Here is a 16796-nt window from a genome sequence, read left to right as displayed (position 1 = left end):
GCCAGCTTCAGCCGTTCGGCGTCTCTGGGGAAAAATGCGCGCGCTGGCGCGGCACGCCGAGCCCGGTGTCGGGCGGCTCGCCGGCGGCCGGCCGGTTCTCGATCATGTGCAGGGTGCGCCAGCCGCCGAGACGGTAGTAGGCCGCGGCCAGCAGCAGGGAGGTGGTCGAGCCGGCGGGGAAACTCCACCACAGCGCCTCCTCGCCGATCACATCGCGCATGAAATAGGCAAAGCCGGTGCGCACGACCAGCACCGAGATCACCAGGATGACCAGCGGCGGCATCACGGCGCCCGTGGCGCGCACGGTGGCGAACAGCACGATGGTGACGCCGAACAGGATGAACGACCAGGATGCGACGTTGTTGATGTGAGCGGCGATGTCTATCGCCGCGCTGTCGCGGCTCAGGAACAGGCTGAGGATCGAGCGATCGAAGACCCATAGAAGTGCCACGAGAGCACCGGTCAGCACCAGGTTGAAGCCGACGCCTGACGCTGCGATGCGGCTGATGCGGTCCCAGCGGCCGGCGCCGACGTTCTGCGCCGCCATCGAGGACACGGCCGCGCCGATGGCGAGCGCGGGCATCTGGATGTAGGTCCATAACTGCGCGGCGATGCCGTAGGCGGCGGCCACCTGCGAACCGTAGGAATTGACGATGCCCATCACCGTCAGGGCCGCGGCCGAAATCACGATCATCTGCAAACCCATCGGCACCCCCTTGAAAACGACGACGCGCAGCAAGGCGGGATCCGGCCGCAGCAGCGCCAGATTGGCGCCGGCCAGACGCAGCGGGTGCTTACGGACATAGAGCACGATCAGGATGGCAATGACGCTCACCGTCTGGCCGACAAGCGTCGAGGTTGCCGAGCCGGCGATGCCGAGCTCTGGAAATGGCCCGATGCCGCGGATGAGCAGTGGGTTCAAGATGATGTCGAGCACGACGGCGAGCGCCATGAAAAAGAACGGCGTTCGCGAATCGCCGGCGCCGCGCAGCACCGTCATCACAAAGGACAGAAGGTTCATCATCGGCACGGCCACGAAGATGATGCGCAAATAGGAGCGCGCCAGCGGCAAGGCGTCGGGCGGTGTGCCGAGCGCGCCCAGAATGGCGTCTACCCAGATCCAGCCGCAGACGGCGAACAGCACCGAGACGAAGAAGAAGAAGGTGGCGCTGGTGCCGACGATGCGGCGCGCCTCGGGTAGGTCGCGGGCGCCGACCGATTGCGCCACCAGTATGGTGGCCGCCATGCCAATGCCGAACACGGTGCCGAGGATGAGGAACAGCACCAGATTGGCATTGGAGGTGGCGGTGAGCGCGGATTCGCCGAGGAAGCGGCCGACCCAGACGGCGTTTACAGAGCCGTTGAGCGATTGCAGCACGTTGGAGCCGAGCACCGGCAGGGCGAACAGCAGGAGCGTGCGCGGAATGGGGCCGCTGGTCAGGTCACCGGTGCGCCGGCGCGCGGGCATCTTTTCATCCATGGCGGGCAATCCGGCAAAGCTGGTTGTTTTGAGTCCGGCACGCAGGATACCGCAGGCCCGACCGGGATGCACCCTTGCGAAAGGAGCGACGGCGGGCAAGGCACGCCGTCGTGCATCCGATCAAGCTTGTCGGGCAGGAGGCGCCAGGCGGCGCCTCCTGCAAGATGCTTACTTCCTGGCGAGGCCGGGAAGCGTGACCTGAAAGACAAGGAACATGGTGTCGACATCGGCGCCGTCCTCGGCCTTGTAGGGCGCGCCGACCTGGAAACCGCCCTGGGCGAGGAAATCGTTGTCGTTGGCGACGAACAGGAAATAGTCGTCGGGCAGCTTCGGATCGAGCACGCTCGCCAGCGACATCGCTTCCCACTTCTCCGAGAGGTTGTCCTTGTCATTGGGCGCGCCATTGTGCAGGCCGAAGCGGGCAAGCTCGGCCTTGTCGTTGATGTCGATGAACGGCGTCAGCCTTGCCGGCGTCACCGACGGATCGAGCACGCCCTTGGGCGCCACCGGCTTGTCGGCGGCATCGAAGGGACCGCCGGCGACGTCGGTCGCGCCGGAAAGGTCGACAATGTCGATCTTGCGATACAGCGACTCTTCGCCCTTCAGGCCCTGGCCGTTGCCGCTGTCGCGCGCCAGCATCAGGAAAGCGGTATCCGACAGCGCCACGATCTCGCTTTGCGCAGCCACCTTGGTCTTGCCCTTGGCGTCCTTGAACACCGGCAGCGGCACGACATATTCATGTGCCAGCTTGAGATGGGCAAGATCGGAGGCGTCATAGACCAGCGCCCTGGTGTTCTGGCGCGTCGAGGCCGAATCGCCGCCGTCCTGCCGGGTCGCCGACTGCAAGACCGCGATCACGAACTTGCCGTCCGGTGTCATTGCCATGCCTTCGAGGCCCTGATTGTTCTGGCGGCCGGTTTCGGGATCCTTTGGGTCGGGTTCGGCAGCACCTGGGCCCGGATTGTCGGAAGCAAAATTGGCCGTGCCGTGGCGCATCGGCACGAGCGCGGCCGGAGGCTGGGTCGCCGACATCAGACGGCCGTCGGCGGAGAAGCGGTAGATGTCGGGACCGTATTCGTCGGAGACGAGCATGGTGCCGTCGGGCAGCCGCACGATCGCCTCGTTGTCGAGCGCGAGCTTGCCATTGTCGGCCTGCGGCAGGACAGGCATGTCGCCGGCGGCGGGACGCACGCCGTTCAGCGGGTCGAGACCGCTGGCGTCGGCGCCCTTGTCGTCGGTCAGGAGCATGGTGTCGGCGAGCGTCGCCTTGACGCCGGTCTGCTCCTGGCCGGCCGCGGGCGCTAGACCTGGCGCCACCGGGGCGAACTCGATGTTGATCGTGTTGAGGCGCGGCCGGTAGTCGGTGGTACCGACGACGTTATAGCCGCGGTCGGGCAGCAGCCACAGCGAACCCTTGTAGGTGCCGGCATCATGCGTCCAGCCCGCGGTGTCGATCGACATGCCGGAGCCGGAGCCGAAGGTCTCGCCGAACCTGTCGCGCTGGCCGGCCGGGATGCGGCCAACCCCCACCAGCCCCTTGTTGACGAAACTGGCGCCGCCGACGCTGGCCGAGCTGTCGGCGAAGGCGGGCAGCGAAACGGCCGAGGCCGCCAGCGCGGCGACCAGCAGCCGCAACGAGAATGAGCGTAGATGCGTCATGGATATCCCCTTGATGACAAAGCGCCGGGACGGCGGAATTCTGAGGTTGCCTGGCGGCGGCGAGGCTGCCGCCCTGGAGGGCCGCTTGTGCCCTCGGCAAGCGGTCTAAGGCGCGAACATGATGCTTGCATGACAGTTGGTGACGCATTCGCGTCGGCCCGCCGCGACGCTGCTGGGGAAGTGCGGCCGCGCCGGAAAATCGATCGTTCCAACACAGGTTCGACAGCGTCCAGGAGCTGTTCGCAGTACTAGACACTTATGTACAGTACGTATATGGTGCCGGTTTCGGACAGTCCGGGGAGGGAAGCCTTGAAGTCTCACTACCGCGCAGTCGTCATCGGGGGAGGAGTGGTGGGCGCTTCGGTGCTCTATCACCTGGCGCGGTTCGGCTGGTCGGATGTGGCGCTGATCGAGCGCGCCGAACTGACGGCGGGGTCGACTTGGCATGCGGCGGCGGGGTTCCACGCGCTCAATGCCGACCCCAATGTCGCCGCGCTGCAGGATTACACCATCAACCTTTACCGCGAGATCGAGGCCGAATCCGGCCAGGACGTCGGCCTGCACATGACCGGCGGCGTCAACATCGCCAGCGATCCGGCGCGCTGGGAGTGGCTGAAATCGGCCTGGGCGGTATTCCAGTCGGTCGGCATCGAGACCGCCCGGCTGGTGACGCCTGACGAGATCAAGGCGATCTGCCCGATCGTCGACGTCACCGGCGTGCTTGGCGGCCTCTACGATTCCAACGAGGGCCATCTCGACCCTTACGGCACGACGCATGCGTATGTCGGTGCCGCCAAGAAGCGCGGCGCCGACGTGATCCTGCGCAACCGCGTGGTCGAGCTGAAGGCGCGCGCCGACGGCCATTGGGACGTGGTCACAGAGCAACGCACCATCACCGCCGAGCATGTCGTGAATGCCGGCGGGTTGTGGGCCAAGCAACTCGGCCGCATGGCCGGGGTTGAACTGCCGGTGACGCCGATGGAGCACCATTATTTCGTCACCGAGGACATTCCGGAAGTCGCTGCCCTCGACAAGGAGATCGGCCTGGCCGTCGATCTCGACGGCTTTTCCTATCTGCGGCAGGAGCGCAAGGGCGTGCTGCTCGGCGTCTACGAGCAGAACCCGAAGCACTGGAACATGGACGGCGCGCCGTGGGATTACGGCATCGAGCTCATCCCCGAAGACATCGACCGCATCGGCCCGGAACTTGCCAAGGCGCATGAGCGCTTCCCTTGCCTGGCGACGGCAGGCATCCGCAAATGGGTCAACGGCGCCTTCACCTTCACCCCGGACGGCAATCCGATCGTCGGGCCGGTCCGCGGCCTGAAGAATTACTGGGTCGCCTGCGGCGTCATGGCCGGCTTCAGCCAGGGCGGCGGCGTCGGCAAGTCGCTGGCCGAGTGGATGATTTACGGCGAGCCGCAGGCCGACATTTTCGGCATGGACATCGCCCGCTACGGCGCCTTCGCCGCAAACCGGGAATATCTCAGGCAGACGACGCGACAGTTTTATTCTCGTCGTTTCGTCATGACCTTTCCCAACGAACGGCTGCCTGCGGGCCGGCCGCTGAAACGCCCCGGCGCCTATGACGGCATGAGTGCGGCGGGCTGCGAATGGACGGCCTCCTGGGGGCTGGAAATCCCCGCCTATTTCGCGCCGATGGGATTCCGCGAGGAGACGACGCTCAGGCGTTCCAACGCCTTCGACATCGTCGGTGACGAGGCGCTGCAAGTCCGGCGCGCCGCCGGCCTCATCGATATCTCGGCCTATGCGCGCTACGCGACCTCGGGACCGGGCGCGGAGGCCTGGCTCGACAGGCTGCTGGCCTGCAGGCTGCCGAAGGCGGGACAGGCGAGGCTGGCGCCGATGCTCGGGCCGGACGGGCGGCTGAAGGGCGATCTCACCGTCTTCAACTGGGGCAATGGCGACTACTGGCTGATGGGCTCCTACTATCTGCGCGAATTCCACATGCGCTGGTTCGAAGCGCATATGGCTGAAGGCGTTTGCGTCACCGATATTTCAGATGCGATGTCGGGCTTTCTGGTCACCGGCCCCAATGCCAGAAAGATCGTCGAGCGCACGACGCACCAGGACATCTCCGCCAAAGCCTTGCCATTCATCGCATGCGGCGAATTCGACATCGGCATGGTGCGGGCAAGGATGGCTCGCCTCTCCATCGCCGGCGAACTCGGCTTCGAGATCAACTGCCCGGCCGCCATGCATGCCACATTGCGCGAAACGCTGCTTGCCGCCGGCGAGGATCTCGGCCTCGCCGAGATTGGCTATTACGCACTCAACGCGCTTCGGCTGGAAAAGAGCTTCGGCATCTGGTCGCGTGAATTCACGCAAGGCTACACGCCCGGCCAGACAGGGCTCGACCGCTTCATTGCTTTCGACAAGGGCGATTTCATCGGCCGCGAGGCGGCGCTGAAGGAACGCAAGGCCGGTGTTGCACGACGGATCGTGACGCTGGAAGTCGATGCCATCGACGCGGACGCCAGCGGCTTCGAGCCGGTCTGGCACGGCGCTCGGCGCGTCGGCTTCGTCACCTCCGGCGGCTTTGGCTACACGATCGGCAAGAGCGTCGCGCTGGCGTTGGTGGATGACGATTTTGCCGAGGAAGGAACGGCGCTTTGCGTGCACATTGTCGGCACCGAGCGGCCGGCGCGTGTCATTCCGGCTTCGCCCTACGATCCCTTGGGCAAGGCGATGCGGCAATGAGGAGGTTTCCGGATGATCGATGACGCGGCACGCGAAGGCAGGCGCGAGCGCCGGCGAGGACGCATCGGCGAGGCCGGCAGCGAGAGCAGCCGCCGGCCCAATTACCGCTCTCTGAAGAACCCATTCCTGCCGCAGCCAATCTTTTCGGACGACCACGTCGCCTCGATCCACGACACGGCGCTGCGCGTGCTGGAAGAGCTGGGCATCAAGGTTCTGCTGCCGCAGGCGCGCGACCTGCTCGCTCGCGCCGGCGCCCTGATCGACCCCGAAACCGACATGGTGCGGATCGGCCGCGACATGGTGGCGGCCGCACTGGCCTCGGCGCCAAAATCGATCCAGACCCATGCCGGTGACCGCTCCCGCGATCTGACGCTGGAACTCGGGTCGATGACCTTCCTGGCAGGGTGCGGCGCGCCGAACGTCACTGACCTCGAACGCGGCCGCCGACCAGGCACACTGGCGGCCTTCGAGGAGTTCATCAAGCTGGTGCAGCATTTCGACGTGCTGCACATGCTGGGACCTTGCGTCGAGCCGCAGGACATCGACAACCATTTTCGCCACTACGCCGTCAACCGGGCGCAACTGACCCTGTCGGACAAGCTTCCCTTCATCTTCGCGCGCGGCACCCCGCAGGTCGACGATAGTTTCGACATGATCAGGTTGGCGCGCGGGCTGTCCGAGGACGAGTTCCGCTCGGGCGCCCATTGCTACACCGTCATCAACACCAATTCGCCGCGCCAGCTCGACATCCCGATGGCGCAAGGCATCATCGACTTCGCCAGGGCGGGCCAGGTCCTGATCATCACGCCCTTCTGCCTGGCGGGTGCGATGGCCCCGATCACGGTGGCCGGCGCGCTGACGCTGCAGCATGCCGAGGCGCTGGCCGGGTTGACGCTGGCGCAGATCGTGCGGCCGGGCGCTCCTGTCGTCTACGGCTCCTTCTCCTCCAATGTCGACATGAAATCGGGCGCGCCGGCCTTCGGCACGCCGGAGCATATCAAGGCGACGCTCGGAGCCGGCCAACTGGCGCGCTTCACCGGCCTGCCGTGGCGTTCGGGCGGCGGCAGCGCGGCCAACATCTCCGATGCGCAGGCGGCGCATGAGACGCAGTTTGCGCTGTGGGGCTCGGTGCTGGCAGGCGCCACCGTGTGCATCCATGCCGCCGGCTGGCTGGAGGGGGGGCTGAGCGTTTCCTTCGAAAAGCTGGTCACCGACATCGAGGCGTTGCAGACGGTGGCTGAACTGTGCGCCGCCACGCCCGGCGACGACGATGCCATCGGCTTCGAGGCGATCGCCGAAGTGCAGCCCGGCGGCCATTTCTTCTCGGCAGGTCACACCATGGCGCGCTACCGCACCGCTTTCTACGAGCCGCTGGTGGCCGACTGGTCGAATTTCGGCAACTGGACGCAGGCCGGTTCCAAGACCGCAACCGAACGCGCCACCGGTATCTGGAAGCGCATCCTCGCCGATTTCGAGCCGCCGGCGACGGCCATTGCCACGTCGGCTGTGCTCGATGATTTCATCGCGCGTCGCACCGAACAGGGCGGGGCGGCGCCGGTGTCGTGAGATAGCCTGTTCCTCTCATCGTCCTGAATTGTGGGTGCGATCCGGAACCCGCTGCACCTCTCATGCATTCATGGCACGGCCGGTGCCTGCTCGCATTGCGAGCCATTGAGGGAGGACGACCACATGGGTTTCGACCAGTACCACGAACCGCCCGAAGAATTGTCGCAGGAGGTGCGAACCTTCGCCCGCATGATCACCTCGCTGATCGAGGAAGCGGAAGCGATCTCCTGGTATGAACAGCGCATGTCGGTGGAGAAGGACCCGCAGGCCCGCGCCATCATGAAGAACGCGCAAGGCGAGGAGTTCAAGCATTTCGGCATGGACCTCGAATTCCTGCTGCGTCGGAAGCAGGACTGGCGCGCGGAACTGAAGGAAATCCTGTTCACCACCGGCGATATCGTCAAGGCCGGCGAGGCGGGCGAGAAGAAGGTGGATTGAGCGGTCCGGCCCGGGTGGTTACCGAAAGTTCCTTTCACTCCGGACGTCCACGCTATTGGAATTGATTCCAATCAATTTTAGCTGTGAAATCGCAAATATAATTAGCATCAAAATCTACTTCGATTTTCACAAGAAAACCTCAGGATTTTTCGGCCAGCTCCTTACCCGAGCCAGTGTCCATTTTTCTCACACCGCCGCGACAAATCCGTCCAGCACGCGTTTCTGGCCGGCTTTGTCGAAGTCGATGGTCAGCTTGTTGCCCTCGATGGCCGCGATGTTGCCGTTGCCGAATTTCTGGTGGAAGACGCGGTCGCCGACGTTGAACGGAGACGGTGTGTCGGCGACGGATTTGGCGACCAACTCGCCGTCGATGGTGCGGCCCTTGATCGAGGTGCGGCCGGCGCCGTAGCCGCTGTCGGTCTCGCCATAGCCGATGCGCTCGACCTGGTGGCCGGAGCCCGAGCCCCAGTTGCGATCGGTCGCCTCGGTGCGGTTCTGCTGCGCCCGCTGCCAGCCCGGCGTGGCGTAGCTGTTGGAGAAGGCGCCGGATTTTTCGGCGCCGACATTGTCGAAGCGCGAGGCGCCATAGGGGTTCTGTCTTCCTGCCCCCTGGCCGCCTCGGCCGGAAGCGAACGAGCCGCCGCCATAGGAATTGCCGTAGCCGCCATAGGAGTTGCCGCTTTCGGCGACTTCGACATGGGTTTCAGGCAGTTCATCGAGGAAGCGGGAGGGAATCGTCGATTGCCACAGGCCGTGGATGCGGCGGTTGGAGACGAACCAGATGTGCAGGTTCTTCTTGGCACGGGTGACGCCGACATAGGCCAGCCGGCGCTCCTCCTCCAGGCCGGAACGGCCGCCTTCGTCCAGCGCGCGCTGGTGCGGGAACAGGCCTTCCTCCCAGCCCGGGAGAAAAACGGTCTCGAATTCGAGGCCTTTGGCCGAATGCAGCGTCATGATGTTGACGGCGTCGAGTTCGGCGTTCTGCTCGGCATCCATGACCAGAGCGACATGTTCGAGGAAGGAGCGCAGCGATTCATACTCCTCCATGGAGCGGATCAGCTCCTTGAGGTTTTCCAGCCGGCCGGGCGCCTCGACCGAACGGTCGTTCTTCCACATGTCGGTGTAGCCGCTCTCTTCCAGGATGGTCTCGGCCAGTTCGGTATGCGGCGTGGTTTCCAGCGCCTTCTGCCAGCGTTCGAAATTGGCCGCGACCTCGCGCAATGCAGCGCGCGGTTTGGGCTTCAATTCATCGCTCTCGGCGAGCTTGGCGGCGGCTTCCAACATCGGTACGCGCAGCGCGCGGGCCGTGTCGTGGATCTGGCGGATGGTGGTTTCGCCGAGGCCGCGCTTGGGCACATTGACGATGCGCTCGAAGGCGAGATCGTCGGCGCCTTGCGCGACGACGCGGAAGAAGGCAAGCGCGTCGCGGATCTCCATGCGCTCATAGAAGCGCGGGCCGCCAATGACGCGGTAGTTGAGACCGAGCGTGACGAAGCGGTCCTCGAACTCGCGCATCTGGAAGGACGCCCGCACCAGGATCGCCATGTCGTTGAGATTGTGCTTCTGGCGCTGATAAGCCTCGATGGTCTCGCCGACAGCGCGCGCTTCCTCCTCGGAATCCCAGGCGGCGTGGACGTTGACCTTGCCGTCCTCGGGATCGTCGCGATCGGTGAACAGCGTCTTGCCGAAGCGGCCTTCATTGTGGGCGATGAGGTGCGAAGCGGCGCCGAGGATATGCGCGGTGGAACGATAATTGCGCTCCAGCCGGATGATGGTGGCGCCGGGAAAATCCTTGTCGAAGCGCAGGATGTTGTCGACCTCCGCGCCGCGCCAGCCATAGATCGACTGGTCGTCGTCGCCGACGCAGCAGATGTTTACTTTGTTTTCGCTCACGGGCTGTTCCGCGCCTGCCGGCGCGGGCCCGACCCCTCTTTTCTGCGCGCCTTCGGCGTCGCGGGAGGGGCTTCGCAAAGGCTCGGACGCCCGGTCGAGCTTGCGGCCTTCGGCCGAATGCAAATCCGTAGACGTCGCGCTACGCCCGCTATTTGGCCGCTGCGCCAGGAGCCGCAGCCACATGTATTGCGCGGTGTTGGTGTCCTGGTACTCGTCGACGAGAATGTATCTGAACCGCTTATGATACTCCTTCAGCACGTCCGGATTGGCGCGGAAGATGCGGATAGGGTGGCAGAGCAGATCGCCGAAATCGCAGGCGTTCAGCGTCTGCAGGCGCTCCTGATAGGCCTTGTAGAGCTCGCGGCCCTTGCCGTTGGCGAAACTGCGCGCATCGCCCTCGGCGATATCAGCCGGGCCTTGCCCCTTGTTCTTCCAGCCGTCGATCATCTGCGCGAACTGCTTGGCCGGCCAGCGCTTGTCGTCGAGGCCCTCGGCCTGGATCAATTGCTTGATCAGCCGCACGACGTCGTCGGTGTCGAGGATGGTGAAGTCGGATTTCAGCCCGGCAAGCTCGGCGTGCCTGCGCAGGAGCTTGACGCCGATCGAGTGGAAGGTACCGAGCCAGGGCATGCCCTCGACATTGCCTTCGCCGATCAGGATGCCTATGCGCTGCTTCATCTCGCGCGCGGCCTTGTTGGTGAAGGTCACGGCCAGGATCTGCGAGGGAAAGGCTTTTCCGGTCGCCAGGATGTGGGCGATGCGGGTGGTCAAGACGCGCGTCTTGCCGGTGCCGGCGCCGGCCAGCACCAGAACGGGACCTTCGGTGGTTTCCACCGCCAGCCGCTGCTCGGGGTTCAACCCCTTGAGATAGTCGGGCGCGTTGTTGTGGCCGCTGCGGGCAGCCATGGCGCGCGCGGCGATGCCCGACGGGGCGGTGGGCCGCGCATCGGGTTCATCGAAAAAGGGCATGTCTTCGGAAAAGCCGGACATCGCCCCCGAATGTAGTGATTCGGCAGAGAAAGACCAGAACTGTCTACGTTTTGTTCCATCCCTGATTGTTTCCGGCCTGCTTGACAGGCAGGGCGGGTGAGGGAAAGCTGCGCAAAGGGCAGGGAGGGGATCCTGTTGCCCACGGCCGCCTCGAGGCGCGCAACAGTCGAAGGAGTATCATCTTGGCTGTCACCATCACCTCCCTCATTCTCCTCCTCATCGGCCTCGCGCTTGGCGCCGGCGGCATCTGGTTGGCTTCACTGGGAGGTAGCTGGTACTACATCATATCAGGCATCGCCTTCCTCATCGCAGCATGGCTGCTCTACCGGCGCAGATCCACCGCGCTCTGGCTCTACGCCGCGATCGTGCTGGGCACGCTTGCCTGGGCGGTCTGGGAAATCGGCTTCGACTGGTGGGAACTCGGGCCGCGCGGCGGCATCATCGTGCTCGTCGCGTTGTGGCTGCTGACGCCGTGGGCGAGGCGGGGCCTTGTTGGTCCCGATGGCCGCGCGCCGCTCATTCTCGCCATTTTGGCATCGCTGGCGGTCGCCGGCTATTCAATGACGACCGATCCCAAGGATATTGCCGGCAATCTCGACACCGACAAGGTGACCCCGGCGGCCGATCTAGGCGGGGACATACCTGCCGGCGAATGGCACTTCTACGGCCGTACGCCCTATGGCCAGCGCTATTCGCCGCTCGACCAGATCACGCCGGAGAACGTCGCCAACCTGCAGCCGGCCTGGACTTATCGCACCGGCGACGTGAAAGGTCCCGACGATGTCGGCGAGACCACCTATCAGGTGACGCCGCTGAAGATCGCCGATACGCTCTACATCTGCACGCCGCACAATTTCGCCATCGCCATCGACGCCGCCACGGGCAAGGAGAAGTGGCGCTACGATCCCCAGGTCAAGCTCGACAAGGACCGCCAGCACCAGACCTGCCGCGGCGTCTCGTATTACGCCGATGCCAAGATCGGTGCCGGGCAGCCTTGCGCCGCGCGTGTCTACCTGCCGACTTCGGATGCGCGGCTGATCGCACTCGACGCCGCCAACGGCCAGGTCTGTCAGGCGTTTGCCGAAGGCGGTACGCTGAACCTTCTGACCGGCATGCCTTATCCCAAGTCCGGCTATTACTATTCGACATCGGCGCCGCTGATATCAGGCGACAAGATCATCGTCGGCGGCGCGGTCAACGACAATTATTCGACGCAGGAGCCGTCCGGCGTCATCCGCGCCTTCGACGCCTCCACCGGCGCGCTGATCTGGAACTGGGATTCCGGCAATCCCGACCAGACCACGCCGCTGGCGGCGGGCCAGACCTATACCGCCAATTCGCCCAACATGTGGTCGACGCCGAGTGCCGACGAGAAGCTCGGCCTCCTCTACATACCGCTCGGCAACCAGACGCCGGACCAGCTCGGCGCCGGCCGCAGCGCCAATGTCGAGAAATTCTCCTCCTCGATCACCGCGCTCGACCTCAATACGGGGCAATTGAAATGGGTGCGCCAGACCGTGCATCATGACCTGTGGGACATGGACGTGCCGGCGCAGCCGAGCCTTGTCGACATCACCAAGGCCGACGGCACGGTCGTGCCGGCGCTGGTCGGGCCGACCAAGCAGGGCGACCTCTACGTGCTCGACCGGCGCACCGGCGAGCCGGTCATCCCGGTCAAGGAAGTGCCGGCGCCCGGCGGCGCCATCGAAGGCGACCACACATCGCCCACGCAGCCGGTGTCGGACCTTTCCTTCAATCCGCCGCCGCTGACCGATGCCGACATGTGGGGCATCACCATGTTCGACCAGCTGGCGTGCCGGATTGCGTTGCACAGGCTGCGCTATGAGGGCCGCTACACGCCGCCATCGCTGCAGGGCACGCTGGTCTATCCCGGCAATTTCGGCGTCTTCAACTGGGGCGGCGTGGCGGTCGATCCGGTCCGGCAGGTGCTGTTCGGCATGCCGACCTATCTCGCCTTCACCTCCAGGCTTGTGCCCCGCGCGGACGTGCCGCCGCCAGGCGACGCCAAGGGCAGCGAGCAGGGGCTGAACCGAAATGACGGCGCTCCTTATGCGGTGGTGATGGGACCGTTCCTGTCGCCGCTCGGCATTCCGTGCCAGGCGCCGCCATGGGGCTATGTCGCCGGAGCCGACCTCAGGACCGGACAGATCGTTTACAAGCACAGGAACGGCACGGTCTACGACATGACGCCGCTGCCTTTGCCGCTGAAGGTCGGCGTGCCCGGCATTGGCGGGCCGATGATCACCGCCGGCGGGGTGGCTTTCCTCGGCGCCGCGGTCGACGACTACCTGCGCGCCTACGACCTGACCTCAGGCAGGCAGCTCTGGCAGGCGCGCCTGCCAGCCGGCGGGCAATCGACGCCGATGACCTACACGGTGGCTGACGGGCGCCAGTTCGTGGTCATCGTCGCCGGCGGCCATGGCTCGGTCGGCACCAAGCCCGGCGATTATGTAATGGCATACGCACTGCCGAAGTAAGGAACGGGTTCGGTCCCGCAGGATCGCGCCCTAGCTGATTCCGAGATGGCTCTTCAGGCTTGGCACCGAGCCGAGCACTTCATTGGTGAGGTCAGGCCCGGCGGCGGCTTCGGCCTGTTGGATCAGCGCGGCGCCGGCCTGCCTGATCTGCGCCATATCGAGGCCGGAGGCCTTGAGCGCGGCGACGCCGTTGATCAGTGCGCCGGCCTTTTCGCCGAGAACACCGCCCAGCGCGCCTTGCAACGAGGACAGCAGGCCACCACCGCCGGCCGCGCCGGCGGCCATGACGTCGTATTGGCGGGCGAGATCGTCGGCGCCGGGAATCTTGGCGAAGAAACCCGAGACGTTGGTGCCTTCCGCCTCGTGCTCCAGCACCGAGAAGATGGTGCCGACGACTTTCTCGGTCGTTGCCTGGTCGAGGCCCGCCTTTTGCGAGACGGTGTTGACGATATCCTGGACGTTCATGGTCTCACCTCAAATTTGGGAATTTCGGGTCCGGGCGGTGGTCCCGGCCGATGCGAAGCTCGATCATCGACCGCCTGCCTGCGTCCGCAAGCCTGAAGCGTAATGCCTGAGCGGCGGCCAGGGCAAGGACGAACGCGCTGGTGAGGATCGGCATGGTCATCGGCGGCGCTCCTTCTGGTCGGGACGGGATGGGACGGGCATCGGTAGCACGCAGCTTCCCTTACCATTGTGGCAGTGCCGGCAGGATTTATCGGCGATGACCAAAAAGTGATGGGGCGGGCGCCGGCGTTGCCGGCTTCACTGGCTGCGGCCGATGCTTGCCGCTGCGCTCATCCAGGCTGGACCGGCCCAGCCGCGCCCCTATCTAGCTCCGGTGTTGAAGCCTGAAGCCGAGGAATGCGCCATGACCAAAGCAGCCGCCAGACCAGCAAAGCTTGGGATCACCCAGGCGATGATCGACGCCTATGACGAATACACGCATCTGACACTCGATCGCCGCCGCTTCATGGAGCAACTGACCCGGCTTGCGGGATCCGGGGCGGCGGCCGCGGCGATCGCGCCGATGCTGGCTGCCAACTCCGCCCAGGCGGCCATCGTCGCCGAGAACGATCCCCGCGTGAAAGGCCAGGACATCACCTATCCCGGCGCCGGCGGCGAGATGAAGGGCTATCTGGTCAAGCCGGCGGACCAGGCGGGCAAGCTCGGCACCGTCATCGTCATCCACGAAAACAGGGGGCTCAACCCGCATATACGCGACGTCGCCCGGCGCGTGGCGCTGGAGGGCTTCGTGGCGCTCGCTCCGGATTTCCTGTCGCCGCTCGGCGAGACGCCCGCCGACGAGGACAAGGCGCGCGACATGTTCACCAAGCTGGATCCGGCGCAGACCGTCGCCAATGGCGTCGCGACGGTGGCTTTCCTCAAGGCCGACAAGGACGGCAACGGCAAGGTCGGTGTCGTCGGTTTCTGCTGGGGCGGCGGCACGGCCAACATGCTCGCCGTGAACGCGCCTGATCTGGCGGCAAGTGTCGCCTATTACGGCATGCAGCCGAAGGCCGCGGACGTTTCCAAGATAAAGGCGGCGCTGCTGCTGCACTATGCCGGATTGGACGAACGGACCAATGCCGGCATCGACGCCTTCAAGAAGGAACTCGATGCCGCGCATGTCGAATACACGGTCTATGTCTATGAAGGCGCCAATCACGCCTTCAACAATGACACTTCGGCAGCGCGCTATGACAAGAAGGCGGCTGATCTCGCCTGGGGCCGGACCGTCGCCTTCCTGAAGGAGAAACTGGCTTAGCGGAGGATCTACTGCGTGCTCGCAGGCCTATGCAAGGCGACGCCGGCCACCACCAGCGCAATACCGATGCAGTCGCTGATGCCGGGGATCTGGCGCAGCACGAGAATGCCGATCAGCGTCGCGGTGACTGGCAGCAGCGACAGCATCAGCGCGAAGCTCGACCGCGGTAGCCGCGCCATGGCGAGCTGGTCGCAGATATAGGGGATGACCGAGGAGCAGATGCCGACGCCGATGGCCGCCAGCAGCAGCGGCGCGGAGAAAAAGGCGGGCAACGCGTCGGTGAGGCCGATCGGCAGCACGACCAGGAAGGCCACGGCCATGGCGGCGCCGAGCCCGGCAATGCCGCCGCCGGCGCCTGAAGCGGCGACGCGGTGGCCAAGCACGATATAGCCCACAAACAGCGCGCCGTTGAGGAAGGCCCAGAACAGGCCGATGGGATCGCTGGACCATTTGACGTCGATCAGCAGCAAGGTGCCGGCCACGGCGACGGCAAGGGCAGCGAGATTGCGCGCGCTTCGGAGACCGACCAGCGCGACGCCGATGGTGCCGACGAATTCGATCGCGGCCACCAGCGAAATCGGCAGGCGGTCGAGCGCCAGATAGAAGGAGCAGTTCATCACTGCCAGACAGGCGCCGAAGGCGAGCAGCAGCAGCCGTGTCGACCAATCGGCCTGGGCGAAGGTTCGCCACGGACGCGTCAGCGGCGCGAAAATCAACGCGGCGGTGGCGATGCGCAGCCAGGCCATGCCCAGCACGCCGATCTGCGCAAACAAAAGCACGGCGACGGCAGGGCCGAGATAGTGGAACACGGCGCTGACGCAGAACCACACATGCGGCGGCAGCGATGTCGCCAGGCTGGTGAAGGCCGCACCTGCGGGCGTGGTTTGGACTTGCGTCCGATCGTTCATCGGATCAGTATCGCAGGTATTTTTTCCGTTTGATATGGGTCGTGGTCGTTCAGGGACCTCGGTCGCTTTCCGGATGCAAGGAGTTTTTGATGAAGCGCCTTCGAAACGAAAATCTCGACCTCGACGCGGTCGATCTGAAGATACTGCGCCTGCTGGAAAAAGATGCGCGCGCCAGCACGGCCGAGCTGGCGCGCGCCGTCGGCCTGTCGGCGCCGAGCGTGTCCGAGCGTGTCAAGCAGCTTCAGGAGAGCGGCGTCATCGAAGCCTATTGCGTGCGGATCAATCCGGCGGCGCTTGGCCTGAACCTGTCGGCATGGCTGCGCATCAGGCCGGTGCCGGGGCAGCTCGCCGTCGTGGCCGAGATCATCCGCGACCTACCCGAGATCGCGCAATGCGACCGGGTAACCGGCGAGGACTGTTTCATCGCGCTGGCGCATGTCGGCTCGGTGGTCGAACTCGAACGGGTGATCGACCGTATCATTCCCTACGCGATGACCAACACGGCGATCATCCAGTCTTCGCCGGTGGCGGCGCGCTCGCCGCTGGCGGCGATCAGGCGGCAGGGTTGAGGTCAAACGCCCGGAATGTCGTCAACGGAGTGGCCGCTCTACCCGCAGCGTCAGGCGTGGCCGCGCTTCATGCGGGCCTGCTTAAGGATGACGCGCCAGCGGATCATGTCGAAGGGGATCGGCTCATTGTTGTTGGCGATGTGGAAGATCTCGTTGTTGACGTTCTTCAGCGAGCGCCAGAAATCATAGTCGGTAATGCGCGGATCGGCGGCGAGCCTGTCCACCTCGACTTTGATATCGGTTTTCATGCACGTCCCCCGAATCGGCTATGCCCCGCCGCCCGTGTCGCTACTTCGATGCGGATCGTTT

Annotated in this window: 13 protein-coding genes; 6 read left to right on the top strand and 7 right to left on the bottom strand. The window is 65.1% G+C overall.

What is annotated here, in order from left to right; all coding sequences use genetic code 11:
* Positions 1-7: 7 nt before the first annotated feature.
* Together FJ443_RS15215 and FJ443_RS15210 are read right to left on the bottom strand one after the other, a co-directional pair.
* Positions 8-1480 (bottom strand): MATE family efflux transporter, encoded by a 1473-nt coding sequence (locus FJ443_RS15215; RefSeq protein WP_140664718.1) that lies wholly within the window; start codon positions 1478-1480, stop codon positions 8-10.
* Between the two features lie 168 nt (positions 1481-1648).
* Positions 1649-3139 carry an esterase-like activity of phytase family protein gene (locus FJ443_RS15210; RefSeq protein ID WP_140664715.1) on the bottom strand — a complete coding sequence of 497 codons (1491 nt, stop codon included), beginning with the start codon at positions 3137-3139 and terminating at the stop codon, positions 1649-1651.
* 309 nt (positions 3140-3448) lie between these two features.
* Here FJ443_RS15210 and FJ443_RS15205 point away from each other — a divergent pair, with 309 nt between their 5' ends.
* The 3 genes from FJ443_RS15205 to FJ443_RS15195 all read left to right on the top strand — a co-directional run bounded on the left by FJ443_RS15205 (position 3449) and on the right by FJ443_RS15195 (position 7864).
* On the top strand, positions 3449-5860 hold the full coding sequence (locus FJ443_RS15205) for an FAD-dependent oxidoreductase (RefSeq protein ID WP_140664712.1): 2412 nt from the start codon (positions 3449-3451) through the stop codon (positions 5858-5860).
* A gap of 12 nt (positions 5861-5872) precedes the next feature.
* Positions 5873-7426, top strand: a complete 1554-nt coding sequence (locus FJ443_RS15200) for a trimethylamine methyltransferase family protein (protein WP_140664709.1) — start codon at positions 5873-5875, stop codon at positions 7424-7426.
* A 123-nt stretch (positions 7427-7549) separates the two neighbouring features.
* Positions 7550-7864: a hypothetical protein gene (locus FJ443_RS15195; protein WP_140567336.1), complete on the top strand. Its 315-nt coding sequence runs from the start codon at positions 7550-7552 to the stop codon at positions 7862-7864.
* Between the two features lie 186 nt (positions 7865-8050).
* On the opposite strand, the gene FJ443_RS15190 is transcribed toward FJ443_RS15195, so the two are convergent.
* A complete protein-coding gene (locus FJ443_RS15190; RefSeq protein WP_140664706.1) occupies positions 8051-10747 on the bottom strand; it encodes a UvrD-helicase domain-containing protein in 2697 nt (898 codons plus the stop codon).
* 182 nt (positions 10748-10929) lie between these two features.
* Between FJ443_RS15190 and FJ443_RS15185 the strand changes: the two genes are divergently transcribed.
* Positions 10930-13245: a glucose/quinate/shikimate family membrane-bound PQQ-dependent dehydrogenase gene (locus tag FJ443_RS15185; protein ID WP_140664703.1), complete on the top strand. Its 2316-nt coding sequence runs from the start codon at positions 10930-10932 to the stop codon at positions 13243-13245.
* 30 nt (positions 13246-13275) lie between these two features.
* On the opposite strand, the gene FJ443_RS15180 is transcribed toward FJ443_RS15185, so the two are convergent.
* Positions 13276-13710, bottom strand: coding sequence for a hypothetical protein (locus FJ443_RS15180; protein WP_140664700.1), 435 nt, complete (start codon positions 13708-13710; stop codon positions 13276-13278).
* 4 nt (positions 13711-13714) lie between these two features.
* Entirely contained in the window at positions 13715-13870 is a 156-nt protein-coding gene (locus FJ443_RS31175; RefSeq protein WP_181168351.1) for a hypothetical protein, read from the bottom strand.
* Positions 13871-14113: 243 nt separating this feature from the next.
* Between FJ443_RS31175 and FJ443_RS15175 the strand changes: the two genes are divergently transcribed.
* Positions 14114-15010 carry a dienelactone hydrolase family protein gene (locus FJ443_RS15175; RefSeq protein ID WP_140557563.1) on the top strand — a complete coding sequence of 299 codons (897 nt, stop codon included), beginning with the start codon at positions 14114-14116 and terminating at the stop codon, positions 15008-15010.
* Positions 15011-15018: 8 nt separating this feature from the next.
* On the opposite strand, the gene FJ443_RS15170 is transcribed toward FJ443_RS15175, so the two are convergent.
* Complete coding sequence (locus FJ443_RS15170; RefSeq protein WP_140557565.1) at positions 15019-15918, bottom strand: EamA family transporter; 900 nt, start codon at positions 15916-15918, stop codon at positions 15019-15021.
* A gap of 89 nt (positions 15919-16007) precedes the next feature.
* Here FJ443_RS15170 and FJ443_RS15165 point away from each other — a divergent pair, with 89 nt between their 5' ends.
* Positions 16008-16487, top strand: coding sequence for an Lrp/AsnC family transcriptional regulator (locus FJ443_RS15165; protein ID WP_140557567.1), 480 nt, complete (start codon positions 16008-16010; stop codon positions 16485-16487).
* A gap of 50 nt (positions 16488-16537) precedes the next feature.
* Here the strand turns inward: FJ443_RS15165 and FJ443_RS15160 are convergent, their stop codons facing one another.
* Positions 16538-16735 carry a hypothetical protein gene (locus tag FJ443_RS15160; protein WP_140495286.1) on the bottom strand — a complete coding sequence of 66 codons (198 nt, stop codon included), beginning with the start codon at positions 16733-16735 and terminating at the stop codon, positions 16538-16540.
* Positions 16736-16796 lie beyond the last annotated feature (61 nt).

The organism is Mesorhizobium sp. B2-6-1 (assembly GCF_006440475.1).
In the GTDB taxonomy this organism is placed as follows: Bacteria; Pseudomonadota; Alphaproteobacteria; order Rhizobiales; family Rhizobiaceae; genus Mesorhizobium.
Note: the sequence above shows the minus strand (reverse complement) of the source record. Positions and strands in the feature narration are given on the sequence as shown.